The following is a 15,051-nucleotide window of genomic DNA, read 5'->3' on the forward strand; positions in this document are numbered from 1 at the left end:
ATGGCCATTATATTAGGGGTAGACCCTGGCTCACGTATTACAGGTTATGGGGTTATCCAGTGTCAGGGCAGGCATCAGCTTTACCTTGGCAGTGGCTGCATTCGCACCTCATCGGATGAACTGCCTGACAGACTTAAGCAGATATTTGATGGTCTGCAGGAAATTATCCGCCAGTACCAGCCGAGCCAATTTGCCATCGAGCGGGTCTTTATGGCCAAAAATGCTGACTCAGCGCTGAAGCTTGGCCAGGCGAGGGGCGCTGCCATTGTAGCCGCTACAGTGGCTGGTTTGCCGGTGGCCGAATACAGTGCCACTCAGATTAAAAATGCCGTCGTGGGCACAGGCCGGGCGCAAAAGGCTCAGGTGCAGCATATGGTGCAGCAGCTGCTGAAACTTCCCTCGGCGCCTCAGGCCGACGCCGCAGATGCACTGGCGGTTGCCATGTGTCATTATCACACCCATCAAAGCCTGGTGGCCCTCGGAGGGCGCGCCAGTGTCAGAACATACGGAAGATACAGATGATAGGTCGTTTAAAGGGCATTCTGGTTGAGAAACACGCCCCAGAGATATTGATAGACGTGGGCGGTGTTGGCTACGAGCTGCAAATGCCGCTGACCTCCTTTTACGAGTTGCCGCTGCCGGGCAATGAGGTCATTGTTTATACCCATTTTGTAGTCCGTGAAGATGCCCAGCTTTTGTATGGTTTTATCCATAAGGAAGAGCGCTCACTGTTTCGTTTGCTGATCAAGGCCAATGGTGTTGGCCCCAAGCTCGCGCTCACCATACTGTCGGGCATGACCGCCAAGGAATTTATTGGCTGCCTCGAGCGTGACGATATCGCCACCCTGATAAAGCTGCCCGGTGTGGGTAAAAAGACCGCCGAGCGTCTGCTGGTTGAGATGCGCGATAAACTCAAGAGCCTGATGGAAGCTTCCATGGGCGCCGAGCGCGAGTTTGTGCTCAAGAGTAACTTCACTCCGGCGCCTGTGGCCGCCACTGTGGAAGAAGATGCCATCGCCGCGCTCTTGTCACTGGGTTACAAACCGCAGCAGGCCAGCAAAGCCGTATCCAGTGCCTTCCAGGAGGGCATGGATCCCGAGCAGCTTATTAAAGCTGCACTCAAGTCCATGCTCTAAGGTGAAAGGGGAATACCATGATTGAGGCCGACCGGCTTATTCAGCCCCAGGATCTGGGTCAGGAAGATGTGATTGACCGCGCCATGCGGCCAAAATTGCTCGATGAATACACGGGGCAGGATGATACCCGCGCCCAGCTTAAAGTCTTTATCGAAGCGGCCAAAAAGCGCGGCGAAGCACTGGATCATATGCTGATCTATGGACCACCAGGCCTGGGTAAAACCACCCTGGCCAATATCGTTGCCAACGAAATGGAAGTGAACATCAAATCTACCTCAGGGCCCGTACTGGAAAAGGCCGGTGATTTGGCGGCGCTGCTCACCAATCTTGAAGAAGGTGACGTACTCTTTATCGATGAAATCCACCGCTTAAGCCCTGTGGTGGAGGAAATTCTTTATCCGGCGATGGAAGACTATCAGCTGGATATCATGATAGGTGAGGGGCCGGCAGCGCGCTCCATCAAGCTGGATTTGCCGCCTTTTACTTTGGTGGGCGCGACTACCCGCGCAGGCTCGCTGACCTCACCGCTGCGGGCCCGTTTCGGCATTCCCCTGCGGCTTGAGTTTTACAATGTCCGCGACCTGTCATCCATTGTTGCCCGCTCCGCCAAGGTGATGAACGTGCCTATGGATGATGGCGGCGCCGAAGAAATTGCCCGTCGCAGCCGCGGTACTCCCCGTATCGCCAACCGGCTGCTGCGCCGGGTGCGTGACTTCGCCGAAGTGAAGCACGATGGGACAATCAGCCGTGCCGTGGCTCAGTCTGCACTGGATTTACTGGATGTGGACAGCGAAGGCTTTGATTACATGGACCGCAAGTTACTGCTGGCGATTATCGACAAGTTTATGGGCGGACCTGTGGGGCTGGATAACCTTGCCGCCGCCATAGGCGAAGAGCGTGAAACCATAGAAGATGTGCTTGAGCCATTTCTTATTCAGCAGGGCTTTGTGCAGCGCACACCAAGGGGCAGGATTGCCACGGCCCGTGCCTACAGCCATTTTGATTTGATAAAACCTGAGTAACAAGGCTTCGCAGTGCATAAGAAAGAGACCTCAGGGTCTCTTTTTTTTTAAATTACTAGGTACTGCCAAAGTGTTAAGCCGCAATGACACGGCTGTAAGCGGAAGTGGTTTTTTGTCGATTAAAGCATGGTCGAAGACAATGCGTTTAAATTTAATGTGATCTAGGTCACGTAAATGAATTTTACATTGTTAAAGGTGTCGGGTTCGCCATGGTATTAAGCTTAACCGCTTGTATCAGCATGTAACTGCATAAATGCATAACAATGCACGGCTTCACTTGGTGGTAACTTTTTGGCTTCAAGGGGCTAAACATGGCGGCTACCGGGGCGCTACATTGATAACATGAGGTTATGTCATTGAGAGTTTGACGATTTATCCCTGCTTGGACAGTATCGTGGCAACGCCAATTATCACAATTTTCAGGCGTGTTCGTAACTTCGCAGGGAGAAAGTAAATGTTTAAAGCAAAACGAATTGCATGGTTAGTCAAGTCTGCCTTAATTGCAACTGGTACAACATCGGCGTCATGGCAGGCAATTGCCGATGATACTCAGGCAAAAGAGGTAGAACGCATTGCAGTCACCGGCTCTCGTATTCAACGTCAGGATATGGAAACTGCCTCTCCTGTTACGGTAATCGATGCCTCTGCAATCCGTGCCGAAGGTTACACCTCTGTGGATCAGTTGCTTCAGGCACAGCCTGCCATGGCGGGTATGGCCGTTGGCGGCACAACCAACAACGGCGCTGATGGTGTTGCTCAGGTAGATCTGCGCGGTATGGGCGCCAACCGTACTTTAGTGCTGCTTAATGGGCGGCGTATGGTGAACTCAGGCTCTGGCGCCGATAGTGCGGTTGATCTTAATACTATCCCGGTGGCCATGATAGCGCGGGTTGAAATCCTTAAAGACGGTGCCTCAGCTGTGTATGGCTCAGATGCCATTGCCGGTGTTGTAAACATTATTACCAAAAAAGATTTCGAAGGTTTTCAGTTTGATGTCAACGGTGGTGTAGCCGGCGAAGGCGACGGCGAAAACGTCGAACTGTCAGCGCTGTACGGTTTTAACACCGACAGCGGTAATTACACCTTCGGTGTGTCTTATTCCGATCGTGGTGGTGTGATGCAAAAAGACCGCGACTGGGTTCAAAAGGGTGGCAGCTCCTTTATTCCTGAGGGCACCCTGGGTGGCAAAATGCTGGATGAAAACGGCGACTGGGTAGATCGCAGCTATGGCTACGATTACACCCAGGACAGCTGGTTACAGACACCAAGTACCAAGTACAGCCTGTTTGCCAATATGACTCAGGAGTTGGATGGCGATTTGCAGCTGACGGGCGATATCCTGTATACCAAGCGAAAGTCAGAGCAGATGATGGCTGCTCAGCCCGCCTCCGTAATGCTGAATGTGTGTGGTCAGCCGGGCGTAGACCCAACTAAGTGTATTACTCTCGATCAGGCCATGATTGATGGCGGTATTGCAGCTGATGACACGGGTCGGGTCGAGTATCGCCGCCGTACCAATGATGTGGGCAATCGAATTTACGAACAGGATACAGATACGCTTCGAGCTTCCGTGGGTCTTGCGGGAACCATGGACATCAACACCGGCTTTAACTGGGATCTGTCTTATACCTATGGCCGCAATAAGGCAAAAACCTGGGTTCATAACTCAATCAATGCCAAAAAGATGGAACAATCTATCTATGCGGATCAGGATGCCTGGTTTGGTGGCGACTCGTTAACTCCGGCCATCATTGATGACATCAGTTACCTTGAGCAAACCGATGGTGGTAACGAGCAGCATCTGGTTTCGGGGGTGATCAATGGTGAATTGTTCGATTTGTCAGCCGGAGCCGTCAGTTTTGCACTGGGTGCCGAATACCGTTATGACAGCGGTTACTACAACCCGGATCCAGTGATAGTGGCAGGCGAGGGGACAGCTGCACAGCAAGACCCCACCGAAGGTAATTATGATGTGTTCTCTATCTACCAGGAGATCAGCATTCCATTCACCGAAAAGCTCACCGGTGAGTTTGCCCTGCGATTTGATGATTACTCAACGTTCGGCCAGGCAACCACCTGGAAGGTGGGATTAACCTACGAGGCTTCCGATGATTTGATGCTTCGCAGTGTCGCGGCCACTGGTTTCCGTGCCCCCAACGTGAGCGAACTGTATGGTGGTAATACAGGCTCTTACGACTACCTGGACGACCCTTGGGGTAACGAGCAGGATCCGCAAATTCTTGTGAACTACACCTCTGATGAAAACCTTCAGGCCGAAGAATCTCAGTCATTTACAGCAGGCCTGGTGTATTCCCCAAGCTACATAGATGGTATGTCGCTAACGCTGGACTACTGGCGCTTCAAAATAGACAATGCTATATCCCGTCTTGATGTTCAGGCAGGGTTGAATGCCTGTTTTGCAGGCGATGCGAGTGCCTGTGAGACCTTTAACATCACACCACAGGGCGATTTATCCAACCTGACCAACCCATTGACCAACGTGGGTTATCAGGATACCAGCGGTATCGACTTTAACCTGGCTTATAACTTTGAAGGTTTGGGACTGGACTGGAAAGTCAGCAATGACACGACTTACCTTGTTAAGTTTGAGCAGGACGGAATCGACTACACAGGTACCATCGGCGGTATGTTCGGGGGCTATGCCAAATGGAAGAATTCTTTCTCCGTTCAGGCAGGTCAGGGCGACTGGAGTATCATGTACTCCAACCGTTTGATTGGCTCCATGGAAGATATCAATTATGGGGATAAAGCTGACGCAGTGCTCTACCACAACATTTCCGGTATGTACCATATCAACGACAGCATCAGTGCGACTTTGGGTATTAAAAACCTGACTAATGAAGATCCACAGATGATTGCCAGCGGCAACGAGGCCGGCACAGTACCTGAGGTATACGACACCATTGGCCGCCAGTTCTATGGCGGTATCACAGTGAAGTTCTGATAGGTATAAATAAAAAAGCGCCCTAAGGCGCTTTTTTATTTACTGATTAGCTCTCGATCACCCCAGCCCTTTCATGGCTGATTTCATTTGAATCAGCTCAATTTTATAGCCGTCGGGATCTTCGACGAAGGCGATTTCTGTTGTGCCACCGGCAACGGGACCGGGTGCCCGGGTGATTTTGCCACCGGCCTTGGCGATATCTTCACAGGCCTGATAGATGTCGTGTTTACCAATGGCAATATGCCCAAAACCTGTGCCCAATTCGTACTTGTCAGTGTCCCAGTTCCAGGTAAGTTCAATCACTGCGGCACCGCTGGCTTCTTCGCCATAACCCACAAAGGCGAGTGAATAACGGTACTCGGGGTTTTCGGAGGTGCGCAGCAGCTTCATGCCCAGCACTTCGGTGTAGAAGGCGATGGACTTTTCAAGATTGGCAACCCGAACCATGGTATGAAGAATTTGAGACATTTGGGGTTCCTTAAACGATATGTTCCGGCGGCCAGTATAACAAAAATGCAGGGGCTATCCGGCATACTATTAATTAGAGCAAACTCACAGTTTAGCGGTGGAATGTTGGCTAAAGCATTCTTGCCAGCAGATAATGCAGTGAAGGTTCACCAAGGGAGAACAATATGAAAACTGAACTGAAAATGGCTGTGGGGACCCTTGCTGTTATTGGGCTGTTTTTTGCCGCATTTGCAAGCTCGATGTCCTGAATTGAATATTTAAGATAACGCCGCAACTGAATACAGAGTTGCGGCGTTTTTCGTGTAAGGTTTCCCAGCTTACTCGTCAGGGTAAACTTTGTCCTTGAATTCACACAAATCTTCAATGATGCAACTGCCGCAGCGAGGCTTTCGCGCAAGGCAGGTGTAGCGACCATGAAGAATAAACCAGTGGTGGACGTCGACTTTAAACTCGGCCGGCACCACCTTCAGCATCCGCTCTTCCACTTCCACCACATTTTTACCAGGGGCGAATTTGGTGCGATTGGCCATGCGGAAAATGTGGGTGTCCACTGCGATGGTTGGCCAGCCGAAGGCAGTGTTGAGCACCACATTGGCAGTCTTGCGGCCAACGCCCGGCAGTGCCTCCAGCGCGTCTCTGTCTTCCGGCACTTCGCCGCCGTGCTTATCCAGCAGAATTTGAGACAGCTTCACCACGTTGATGGCTTTGTTGTTGAAAAGGCCGATGGTCTTGATGTACTCCTTCAGCCCATCGACACCCAAATCCACTATGGCTTTCGGGGTGTTGGCCACAGGGAACAGCTTGTCGGTTGCCTTGTTGACGCTGACATCGGTAGCCTGGGCAGACAGAGTAACCGCGACCAGCAGCTCAAACGGTGTGGAAAAGTTAAGCTCGGTTTCCGGCTTGGGGTTGTTGTTCCTAAGACGCGTCAGAATTTCAACACGCTTTTGATTATTCACGACTTATCCTTACTCTTTCACACGTTAGTTTGTCTGATTTTTATCAATGTCTTTGCGCCATCAAGGTGCTTTGCTATCAGCCAACCTTGGTAATGCGGGCGCGGGTAATAGCTTCGGGCGAACTTACCACGGGCTTTTTGGCTTCGATGCGAGCATCAATCACGTTTTTAGCGGCGATCAGCAGCCCCATGGCGATAAAGGCGCCCGGCGGCAACATAGCCAGCAGAAAGCTGTTATCGACCTGCCAAAGCTCGATTCTGAGCGACAGCGCCCAGTCGCCAAGCAGCTGATCCGCGCCATCAAACAGGGTGCCCTGACCTAGGATTTCACGCACTGCGCCAAGCACGGCCAGCACGGCGGTAAAGCCCACGCCCATCATTAAGCCATCAAAGGCACTGGCAGCCACACCATTGCGGGAGGCAAAGGCCTCGGCGCGGCCGATAATGACGCAGTTGGTGACGATAAGCGGCAGGAAGATCCCAAGCGACAGATAAAGGCCATAGGCATAGGCGTTAATCAGCAACTGTACTACGGTTACCAGCGCGGCAATGATCATCACAAATACCGGAATACGGATTTCTTTGGGTACATAGTCTCGTACCAGCGACACCAGCACGTTGGAGCCGATAAGCACGGCAACAGTGGCAAGGCCGAGGCCCAGGGCGTTGGTGAGGGTAGCGGTAACGGCAAGCAGTGGGCACAGGCCCAAAAGCTGCACCAGACCGGGGTTATTCTTCCAAAGCCCTTGCCAGGCAATTTCTTTGAAATTACTCACTGATTTCGCCTCCTGCATCGCAGCCAAGGGGTCTTTCAAACCAGGCTTGCTGCTCTTTGCTGACCAGAGTAAGGGTTCGGCTGATGGCCTTCATATAGGCCCTTGGGGTAATGGTGGCGCCGGTAAACTGATCGAACTCGCCGCCATCCTTCTTCACTTTCCAGTTGCTGTCGTTGCCACTTTCAAATACCCGGCCGTTGAAAGCCAGCACCCAGTCTGATTTACGCAGCTCAATTTTATCGCCAAGGCCCGGTGTTTCCTGATGACTGAGGGTTCGCACTCCAAGCACCTTGCCGGCGGTATCGACACCTATGATGAGTCGGATATTGCCGTTGTAACCATCGGGAGCATTGGTCTCAATGGCAACAGCCACGGGGTCGCCGCCGAGGGTGGCAAGATACACAGGCATGGCATCGCCGCTGCCAAGGGCTTCTGGCGCAGTGATCAGAATGCAACTGGCACCAAGGTCGTTATCGTGCAGCTCGTCCGGGACGATTTGATGCAGAATGCGGGTGAGTTCAAGCCGCTGCTGTTCGGCGATTTTATCTTTGGTTGCCTCATTCACCAGCGCAACTGCACCAGTGCAGGCGAGGGCAAACCCTGCCAACAGAAGACTGTTTTTGATGATGGATTTTTTCATCCTAGTCTCCTACAGGCTGCCACGATGGCCATAGGCCCGCGGCTTGATGTAATAATCGATAAGGGGCGCACACAGGTTGGCCAGCAGCACCGCAAAGGCCACGCCATCGGGGTAGCCGCCGAAAGTTCGGATAACATACACCAGCACCCCAATCACCGCGCCAAACAGCAAGCGTCCACGGGGGCTGGTTGCCGCAGTAACTGGGTCGGTTGCGATAAAGAAAGCCGCCAGCATGGTGGCACCACTGAATAATTGCATGACTGGGCTGGCGTGGGTGTCTGGCGACACACCAAAACCAAACAGGCTGCAAATAAAGAGTGCACCGAGGAAGCCGGTACTGATATGCCAGCGGATGGTTTTGGTCGCCAGCAAGAAAATGCCACCGGCAAGGTAGGCAAGATTGACCCAAAACCAGCCTTCACCTGTACTGCCGCCACCAAACAGCGGCTTCTGCAGGCTCTCGGACGCGGTCAAACCCATGGAGAGATCCGTTTTCAAGGTATCCAGTGGGGTTGCCATGGTCATGCCGTCGATGCCCATGGCGTAGTCAATGGCACCAACGCCGCTAAAGATTACGTTGAGGGCATCAATGATACTCGCGCTCTGTTGGGCAAGAGTGGCTGGTGCCGCCCACACGCTCATCAAGGCCGGGAAGGAAATCAGCAGCAGCACATAGGCCGCCATGGCTGGGTTAAACAGATTTTGCCCCAGGCCGCCGTACAATTGCTTAACGATGATGATGGCAAACAGGGTTCCAATCACCACCAGATACCAGGGGGCAAGAGGAGGAATGGCAACGCCGAGCAAAATGGCAGTGAGAATTGCACTCTGGTCTTTCAGAGTATCGGCAATCGGGCGGTTTCGCAGTTTCAGCACCATGGCTTCGCAGGCGAGTGCCGTGGTGAGTGCGAGAAGCACCTGAATAAAGCTGCCCCAGCCGAAGAAGTAGCATTGTACTGCCAGCCCTGGCAACACTGCGAGGATCACCCGCTGCATTACTGCGGAGGTTTGCAGGTCTTTGCGTACATGGGGAGATGATGCAATCTTAAACGCCATAATCAGTCTTGCTCCCGGGCAGTCTTTTTCGCTTTCGCCTTGGCAACGGCGGCGCCAATACGGGCTTTTTTCAGTTCGTCGGCCGACATGGGTTCAGATGCCTGCTCTGGTGTTGTCTGAGCGGTCGCGGTTTCTGCTTCCGGCTTTGTGTCTTTACCCTCTGGCTGTGAGGCATCACTGGGCTCAGAGTGAGAGTCAGATCCGGTCTTAACATCAGACCCGTTATCTGCACTTTGCTTTTCAGCGGCCTTTGCCTGAGCGGCCTTTTTCGCCTTGGCTTTGGCAATAGCAGCAGCCACGGCGGCTTTTTTGGGTTCTATGGCAGCTGGCTCTTGCGGCTCGACAGGGGGTGCCTCCTGAGGCTCTGCAGGCATGGCGTCTACAGTTTCAACCGCGACATCAGCAGTGTCGCCAGTGCTGGTAGCAACGCTGCTCTGTGCCTGCGCTGCCTTCTTGGCTTTGGCTCGGGCAATGGCAGCAGCCACCGCGGCCTTTTTCGGATCTGCCGCAGATGCTTCCTGAGGCTCTTGAGGTGTTGCCTTCGCAGGATCAACCACAACATCAGCAGTGTCGTCAGTGCTGGTAGCGATGCTGCCTTGTGCCTGCGCAGCCTTTTTGGCTTTGGCTCGGGCAATAGCAGCAGCCACAGCGGCCTTTTTGGGATCGGTAGCGGATGTTTCAGGGTTAGCAGCAGCTGCCGCATCAAGGTTATTTTCGCTGCTGGTTGCTAAGTTAACCTGTGTCTGTGTCTGTGCTTGGGCCGCTTTTTTCGCTTTGGCTCTGGCAATCGCCGCGGCTACGCCCGCTTTGGGATCTTTATCGGCGCTGGCGGCTGTATTGGCGCTTACCGCCGACTGGGCATCATTGACGTCAGCCGCTTGGGTTGCAGCCGCCTTTTTGGCCTGAACCCGCGCCAGCGCTGCGGCAATGGCATCTTTTTCATTGCCGGCCATGCTGGCCTTACGCTTGTCGGCCGCCTCTTTGGCCTTGGCCTCGCGGGCGGCTTTTTCTTCTTCCAGACGGGCTAAGCGGGCTTCGAAACGAACCTTGGCCTGTTCCGCTTTACGCTTTTCATCCGTCTGCTGGCGAATGGCCGCCTTGGCAACCCGGTAGTATTCCACCAAGGGAATGTCGCTTGGGCAGACATAACTGCAGCAGCCACATTCGATACAATCTTTAAGGTTATAACTCTCAGCCTTATCGTACTCTTCGGCCTTTGCATGCCAGAAGAGTTGCTGTGGCAACAACATAGCCGGACAGGCAACCGCGCATTCGCCGCAGCGAATACAGGGTTTTTCAGGCGGCATTTCGGTGATTTCAAGACCATTGGGCGCAAGAATACAGTTGCTGCCTTTAAGCAGCGGCACCTGGGTGTTGGGGAGGGTATAGCCCATCATTGGACCGCCCATAATCACTTTTTGTGCTTCAGCAGCGCGAAAATCGCAGTGTTCGAGCACATCCTGTACCTGGGTGCCAATCAGTGCCCAATAGTTGCCGGGTTTTAACACTGCATTACCGGTAACCGTGACTACACGTTCAATCAAGGGTTTACCTTCAAGCACGGCGTCGCGAATGGCAAACAGGGTGCCCACGTTGTGGACCAGAATGCCGAGCTGCGCCGGAATCGCGCCTGATGGAACTTCCTGGCCGGTAACGATTTGAATAAGCTGCTTTTCACCGCCGGACGGATATTTGGTAGGCACCACAGTTACCCGGGCTGTGCCTGCGGGCAAATGGCTGCGGCTGATTGCGGCCCGCACTGCGTCGGCAGCTTCAGGTTTGTTATCTTCAATGGCGATAATAATGCGCTTGGGACCAAGAATGCGGTGCACAATTTCGGCGCCGCCAAGAATCGCATCGGCATGTTCGCGCATGAGGCGATCATCGGCGGTGATATAAGGCTCGCACTCGACACCGTTGACGATAACCAATTCGATTTCACTGGCGGGGCTTAGCTTGATGTGGCTTGGGAAAGCCGCGCCGCCCATTCCGGCAATGCCGGCTTCCTGCACCTTTTTCACCATCTCGGCAGGGCTGAGCGCATCCACGGTTGCGGGCACAAGCTCACACCAGTTATCTTCGCCATCGCTTCCCAGCACCAGCGTCAGTACCGGCAGCCCTGAGGCGTGGTTGCTGGGGTGGGCCTCAATGGCCTTGACCAGGCCTGAGGTGGGCGCATGCACCGGCAGATACCCAAAGCCCTGACCCTTGGTCAGCGGTTGGCCTTTCAATACCTTTTCGCCCAGTTCCACGGCAAGCGTCGCTTGTTCACCCACTTGTGGCAGAGGAATTAAATACTCTTTAAACAGCGGCAACCGTTCAATGGGCGTGCCGTTGGAGAGGGTTTTTATTTCAGGGGGATGGATACCGCCGGGAGAGCGCCAAAGCGTACCTTTATCCAGTTGTTCCAAAAGCGTCAGCACGGTTTGTCCTCTTCGAGCTGCATAACCGGAATGGCACTGAGTTTCCAATTCCAGGTTTTAATGTCCTGAGCCACGGGGATCATGTCGATGCAATCTACGGGGCAGGGCTCAACGCAAAGATCGCAGCCGGTGCAGTCCTGGGTGATCACCGTGTGCATGAGTTTACCGGCGCCAACGATGGCATCCACGGGGCAAGCCTGAATGCACTTGGTGCAGCCAATACACTCATCTTCACGGATATAGGCGACTTTCTTTACCTGCTGCTCTTCGGAGGCAGACAGTGGCTCGGGTTCAACGCCCATCAGCTCGGCCAGCTTTTCCATGGTGGCAGTGCCACCGGGAGGGCATTTATTGATTTTATCGCCACCTGCAATGGCTTCGGCGTAAGGGCGACAGCCGGGGTAACCGCACTGACCGCATTGGGTTTGTGGCAGCAGGGCTTCGACCTGGTCAACCAGTGGGTCACCTTCTACTTTAAACTTGACGGCAGCAAAGCCCAAAATGGCGCCGAACACCAACGCCAGCACCCCAAGCACAACTATGGCTAACACGACTCCCGACATTATTTCACCAGCCCCGTAAAGCCCATAAAGGCCAGTGACATCAAACCTGCGGTGATCATGGCGATGGCGCCGCCTTTAAAAGGTACAGGCACATCGGCGGCGGCAAGGCGTTCACGCATGGCAGAAAAGAGCACTAATACCAGCGAAAAGCCAACAGCAGCGCCAAAGCCGTAGATAGCAGACTCGAGGAAGTCGTGTTGCTCGTTAATGTTCAAAAGGGCAACCCCGAGCACCGCACAGTTGGTAGTGATAAGCGGCAGATATATGCCCAGCGCCCGATGCAGGGTGGTACTGGTTTTTTGCACCAGCATCTCAGTAAATTGAACCACAACGGCAATTACCAGAATAAAGCTCATGGTGCGCAGATAGGTTAAATCGAAAGGTGCCAGCAGATACTGGTTCACCAGAAAACTCAATATTGAGGCCAGTGTCAGTACAAAGGTTGTCGCCATGGACATGCCAATGGCGGACTCAAGTTTGCCTGATACCCCCATAAAGGGGCAAAGCCCAAGGAATTTTACCAAAACGAAGTTGTTGACCAGCACGGTACCGATCAACAACAGAAGATATTCACTCATCGCGAAAAAACATTAGCGGTCTGTGCTCGGTATTATCGGCTTTTTGAATGGCATTAACAACATATCAAAAGCAGGGTTAACCTCAGTGGTCGCAAATTTACTCAGAGACTTGCTCACTGTCAGGAGTACGGATTAAGTCCCGGGGCTTGGCAATGTAATATCCCTGAAGTCCATCGACCAGGAGTTTTTCCAGGGTCAGTTTTTCTTCCTGGCGTTCAACACCGCAGGCTATTACCCGTACACCGATCCGGCGTGCAATATCGATAATCATGCGCACAAAGAACTTATTGTTGGCATCCTGATCAATGCCTTCACTGTAAGTGGCATCAAGCTTGATATAATCCGGTCTGATTTCCCTGAAAAATTTAAAGGAAGTAAAGCCCATACCGAATCGCTCTACAGACACTCTGGTACCTACACCATGTGCTTCACGAATAAATTTAAAGCAGCCATGCATATTGGACTGAAGGCCGCTTTCATTGATTTCCAGTACCAGGCGGCTTGCGATTGTTCTGTGCTTTATCAGTAAATCTTTAAGCCAACCGACAAAGCTTTCGTTGGTGGCTGACGCAGCGCTGATGTTAACACCAAAAGACCCAGACAGTTGCTTATGCTCTAGCAAGGTTTTAACCGCTGCAACTATCACCAATTTGTCCAAATCGACAACCATTCCGTGCCGCTCAGCCATGGCAATGACAGTGGCAGTAGGTAAGACTTTGCCTTCGTCGTTATAAAAGCGGGCGAACAGTTCGCGGTATACTTCCACTTCTGAGCGACATGGTTGGATGGGTTGTTGAAAAAAGCGCACCGCTCGACGTTGAATAATGTCGGTAATGGCAACTTGCCAGCGATTGTCGCCTACCTCCATGTCCTCGGCGAATTCTTCAAGTATATGTGCACTGTTAGGCCCAAGCGTTTGCGCTATGCTCAATGCTGCATCAGACAGGCTCAGTAAATTTACGGGATCAATACCACTGGTGTAAGGAACCAATCCGGTATAAGCCACAGAATCGACCTTGGTGCTGTTTTGATATTCATCCAATAAGGTTTTTAATGGTTCAAGAAACTTGTCTGCGTCTTTCAGTATCAGATTTGGCAGGAAAATAGCAAAATCGGAACTGCTTATTCTAAAGCATTCCGCATCAGGGAATTGCGTGCAAACCCTACGTAAACATCCTGCTACCTTAGCAAGGTAATCATCGCCAGCAGTACGTCCCTGCAGCTGATTGATAGTGCCTAATTCTGTTGCATGGACCATGGCGAGACAACCGATTAAATCCTTTTGGCTTTTGGCTATTTCATCCAATTTTCGGGTAAAACGTGTACGACTGCCAAATCCGGTGATGGGGTCGTGATATGCGGCTCGGGAAAGCTTTTCGTTTTCCAATTGCAGGCTGTCAATCTTGTTTCTAAGACCAATCCGACAGTCTTCCAATGCTTGACCAAGAGGTTTTAGTTCAGCGCGCAGCTTGGATTGATCCGGTGGCGCGAAGCTGAGTGAAGGGATGGCACGAATAAATTCGGCAGCATAGCGAATGTTGCGTAAAAACAGCGCGGATATTACCCAAAATAGTGTCAATGCGCAGGTCATCAAACCTGTGAGAATCATTAAATGCCCGCCAAAAGCTACTGCAACTTTGCTGCGCGCTTCGCTGACATCAAGTTTCAGCATTACTCTGCCCTCGGGAAGGGGCTTGGTATCGCTGATCTCAAGAGGAAAAAGAGTTATGAGCACGCTGTCAGCCGACGGTTGCAACTGACCTTTGGTAAGATTTCGGGAACCATCTGTATTATCTGTGTACTGGAAGAACTGCAGGTTAATATCAGCACTGATTGCATCGTAAAGCGCGCTGCCATCCCCCCTCCAATCGGTTAATTTGACTGAGGTTTGTTGATAACGCTCTTTGAGTCGTTTTCCTTCTTCTTGAAGTTGACTGTCGCTGATCAAGTACATCCAGGCGATTGCAGCGCCAAAAAGTAAAATCAGCACGAAGGGAAAGGTTCTGCTCAGACTCATGATGAATTCCGTTTACGCCATTTACTGAATATTAGTTAAAGAAACTGTCAGGCAAAGAAAAGTTTAACCAGTTTTCTGTGAAAACAAAATCCAAATCAACGGGATTTGCGACATCGACATAATCAAAGGAAGGAGTGTAGCACGAGCAAGGTTGGCTCCCCTGACTGGACTTGAACCAGTGACATACGGATTAACAGTCCGCCGTTCTACCGACTGAACTACAGGGGAATCGAGAAGTATTGCTGGATAGTGCGAAGTGGCTCCCCTGACTGGACTTGAACCAGTGACATACGGATTAACAGTCCGCCGTTCTACCGACTGAACTACAGGGGAACAGATTTTTCGCTTGTGAAGTTGGCTCCCCTGACTGGACTTGAACCAGTGACATACGGATTAACAGTCCGCCGTTCTACCGACTGAACTACAGGGGAACAGATTTTCGCTTTGAA

The 15,051-nt window shown here is 52.2% G+C and carries 13 protein-coding genes and 3 tRNA genes; 4 read left to right on the forward strand and 12 right to left on the reverse strand.

The window, feature by feature from the left end; translation table 11 throughout:
- From ruvC to ABYK60_RS10885, 4 genes are all read left to right on the forward strand, one after another.
- Entirely contained in the window at nucleotides 1–522 is a 522-nt protein-coding gene (gene ruvC, locus ABYK60_RS10870; RefSeq protein WP_372872046.1) for a crossover junction endodeoxyribonuclease RuvC, read from the forward strand.
- The gene (gene ruvA, locus ABYK60_RS10875) at nucleotides 519–1,136 is read left to right on the forward strand and encodes a Holliday junction branch migration protein RuvA (RefSeq protein ID WP_372872047.1); all 618 of its coding nucleotides are present in this window, start codon (nucleotides 519–521) and stop codon (nucleotides 1,134–1,136) included. Before ruvC ends, ruvA begins: the two co-directional genes overlap by 4 nt.
- A 17-nt stretch (nucleotides 1,137–1,153) precedes the next feature.
- Nucleotides 1,154–2,158: a Holliday junction branch migration DNA helicase RuvB gene (ruvB, locus tag ABYK60_RS10880; protein ID WP_372872048.1), complete on the forward strand. Its 1,005-nt coding sequence runs from the start codon at nucleotides 1,154–1,156 to the stop codon at nucleotides 2,156–2,158.
- Nucleotides 2,159–2,612: 454 nt separating this feature from the next.
- Nucleotides 2,613–5,123, forward strand: coding sequence for a TonB-dependent receptor plug domain-containing protein (locus tag ABYK60_RS10885; protein WP_372872049.1), 2,511 nt, complete (start codon nucleotides 2,613–2,615; stop codon nucleotides 5,121–5,123).
- 57 nt (nucleotides 5,124–5,180) lie between these two features.
- Here ABYK60_RS10885 and gloA read toward each other — a convergent pair whose 3' ends face one another.
- From gloA to ABYK60_RS10945, 12 genes are all read right to left on the reverse strand, one after another.
- Nucleotides 5,181–5,591 (reverse strand): lactoylglutathione lyase, encoded by a 411-nt coding sequence (gloA, locus tag ABYK60_RS10890; protein ID WP_372872050.1) that lies wholly within the window; start codon nucleotides 5,589–5,591, stop codon nucleotides 5,181–5,183.
- Between the two features lie 317 nt (nucleotides 5,592–5,908).
- On the reverse strand, nucleotides 5,909–6,550 hold the full coding sequence (nth, locus tag ABYK60_RS10895) for an endonuclease III (RefSeq protein ID WP_372872051.1): 642 nt from the start codon (nucleotides 6,548–6,550) through the stop codon (nucleotides 5,909–5,911).
- Between the two features lie 76 nt (nucleotides 6,551–6,626).
- On the reverse strand, nucleotides 6,627–7,325 hold the full coding sequence (locus ABYK60_RS10900) for an electron transport complex subunit E (protein ID WP_372872052.1): 699 nt from the start codon (nucleotides 7,323–7,325) through the stop codon (nucleotides 6,627–6,629).
- The gene (gene rsxG, locus ABYK60_RS10905; RefSeq protein ID WP_372872053.1) at nucleotides 7,318–7,965 is read right to left on the reverse strand and encodes an electron transport complex subunit RsxG; all 648 of its coding nucleotides are present in this window, start codon (nucleotides 7,963–7,965) and stop codon (nucleotides 7,318–7,320) included. The genes ABYK60_RS10900 and rsxG overlap by 8 nt, the downstream gene beginning before the upstream one ends.
- A gap of 9 nt (nucleotides 7,966–7,974) precedes the next feature.
- A complete protein-coding gene (rsxD, locus tag ABYK60_RS10910; protein ID WP_372872054.1) occupies nucleotides 7,975–9,021 on the reverse strand; it encodes an electron transport complex subunit RsxD in 1,047 nt (348 codons plus the stop codon).
- A 2-nt stretch (nucleotides 9,022–9,023) separates the two neighbouring features.
- On the reverse strand, nucleotides 9,024–11,444 hold the full coding sequence (gene rsxC / locus ABYK60_RS10915; RefSeq protein ID WP_372872055.1) for an electron transport complex subunit RsxC: 2,421 nt from the start codon (nucleotides 11,442–11,444) through the stop codon (nucleotides 9,024–9,026).
- Nucleotides 11,438–12,007 (reverse strand): electron transport complex subunit RsxB, encoded by a 570-nt coding sequence (rsxB, locus tag ABYK60_RS10920; protein ID WP_372872056.1) that lies wholly within the window; start codon nucleotides 12,005–12,007, stop codon nucleotides 11,438–11,440. Before rsxB ends, rsxC begins: the two co-directional genes overlap by 7 nt.
- Nucleotides 12,007–12,585 carry an electron transport complex subunit RsxA gene (rsxA, locus tag ABYK60_RS10925; protein ID WP_372872057.1) on the reverse strand — a complete coding sequence of 193 codons (579 nt, stop codon included), beginning with the start codon at nucleotides 12,583–12,585 and terminating at the stop codon, nucleotides 12,007–12,009. Before rsxA ends, rsxB begins: the two co-directional genes overlap by 1 nt.
- 97 nt (nucleotides 12,586–12,682) lie before the next feature.
- On the reverse strand, nucleotides 12,683–14,602 hold the full coding sequence (locus ABYK60_RS10930) for an EAL domain-containing protein (protein ID WP_372872058.1): 1,920 nt from the start codon (nucleotides 14,600–14,602) through the stop codon (nucleotides 12,683–12,685).
- A 152-nt stretch (nucleotides 14,603–14,754) separates the two neighbouring features.
- A tRNA-Asn gene (locus ABYK60_RS10935) sits at nucleotides 14,755–14,830 on the reverse strand.
- A gap of 29 nt (nucleotides 14,831–14,859) precedes the next feature.
- A tRNA-Asn gene (locus ABYK60_RS10940) sits at nucleotides 14,860–14,935 on the reverse strand.
- 22 nt (nucleotides 14,936–14,957) lie between these two features.
- A tRNA-Asn gene (locus ABYK60_RS10945) sits at nucleotides 14,958–15,033 on the reverse strand.
- Nucleotides 15,034–15,051: the final 18 nt, after the last annotated feature.

It is taken from the genome of Shewanella sp. (assembly GCF_041630135.1).
Taxonomy (GTDB): domain Bacteria; phylum Pseudomonadota; class Gammaproteobacteria; order Enterobacterales; family Shewanellaceae; genus Shewanella.

Bases quoted from the DNA above. Each gene is read 5' to 3' on its own strand.
- ruvC (WP_372872046.1), top strand. From the start codon at position 1: ATGGCCATTATATTAGGGGTAGACCCTGGCTCACGTATTACAGGTTAT.
- ruvA (WP_372872047.1), top strand. From the start codon at position 519: ATGATAGGTCGTTTAAAGGGCATTCTGGTTGAGAAACACGCCCCAGAG.
- ruvB (WP_372872048.1), top strand. From the start codon at position 1,154: ATGATTGAGGCCGACCGGCTTATTCAGCCCCAGGATCTGGGTCAGGAA.
- ABYK60_RS10885 (WP_372872049.1), top strand. From the start codon at position 2,613: ATGTTTAAAGCAAAACGAATTGCATGGTTAGTCAAGTCTGCCTTAATT.
- gloA (WP_372872050.1), bottom strand. From the start codon at position 5,591: ATGTCTCAAATTCTTCATACCATGGTTCGGGTTGCCAATCTTGAAAAG.
- rsxG (WP_372872053.1), bottom strand. From the start codon at position 7,965: ATGAAAAAATCCATCATCAAAAACAGTCTTCTGTTGGCAGGGTTTGCC.
- rsxD (WP_372872054.1), bottom strand. From the start codon at position 9,021: ATGGCGTTTAAGATTGCATCATCTCCCCATGTACGCAAAGACCTGCAA.
- rsxB (WP_372872056.1), bottom strand. From the start codon at position 12,007: ATGTCGGGAGTCGTGTTAGCCATAGTTGTGCTTGGGGTGCTGGCGTTG.
- rsxA (WP_372872057.1), bottom strand. From the start codon at position 12,585: ATGAGTGAATATCTTCTGTTGTTGATCGGTACCGTGCTGGTCAACAAC.
- ABYK60_RS10930 (WP_372872058.1), bottom strand. From the start codon at position 14,602: ATGAGTCTGAGCAGAACCTTTCCCTTCGTGCTGATTTTACTTTTTGGC.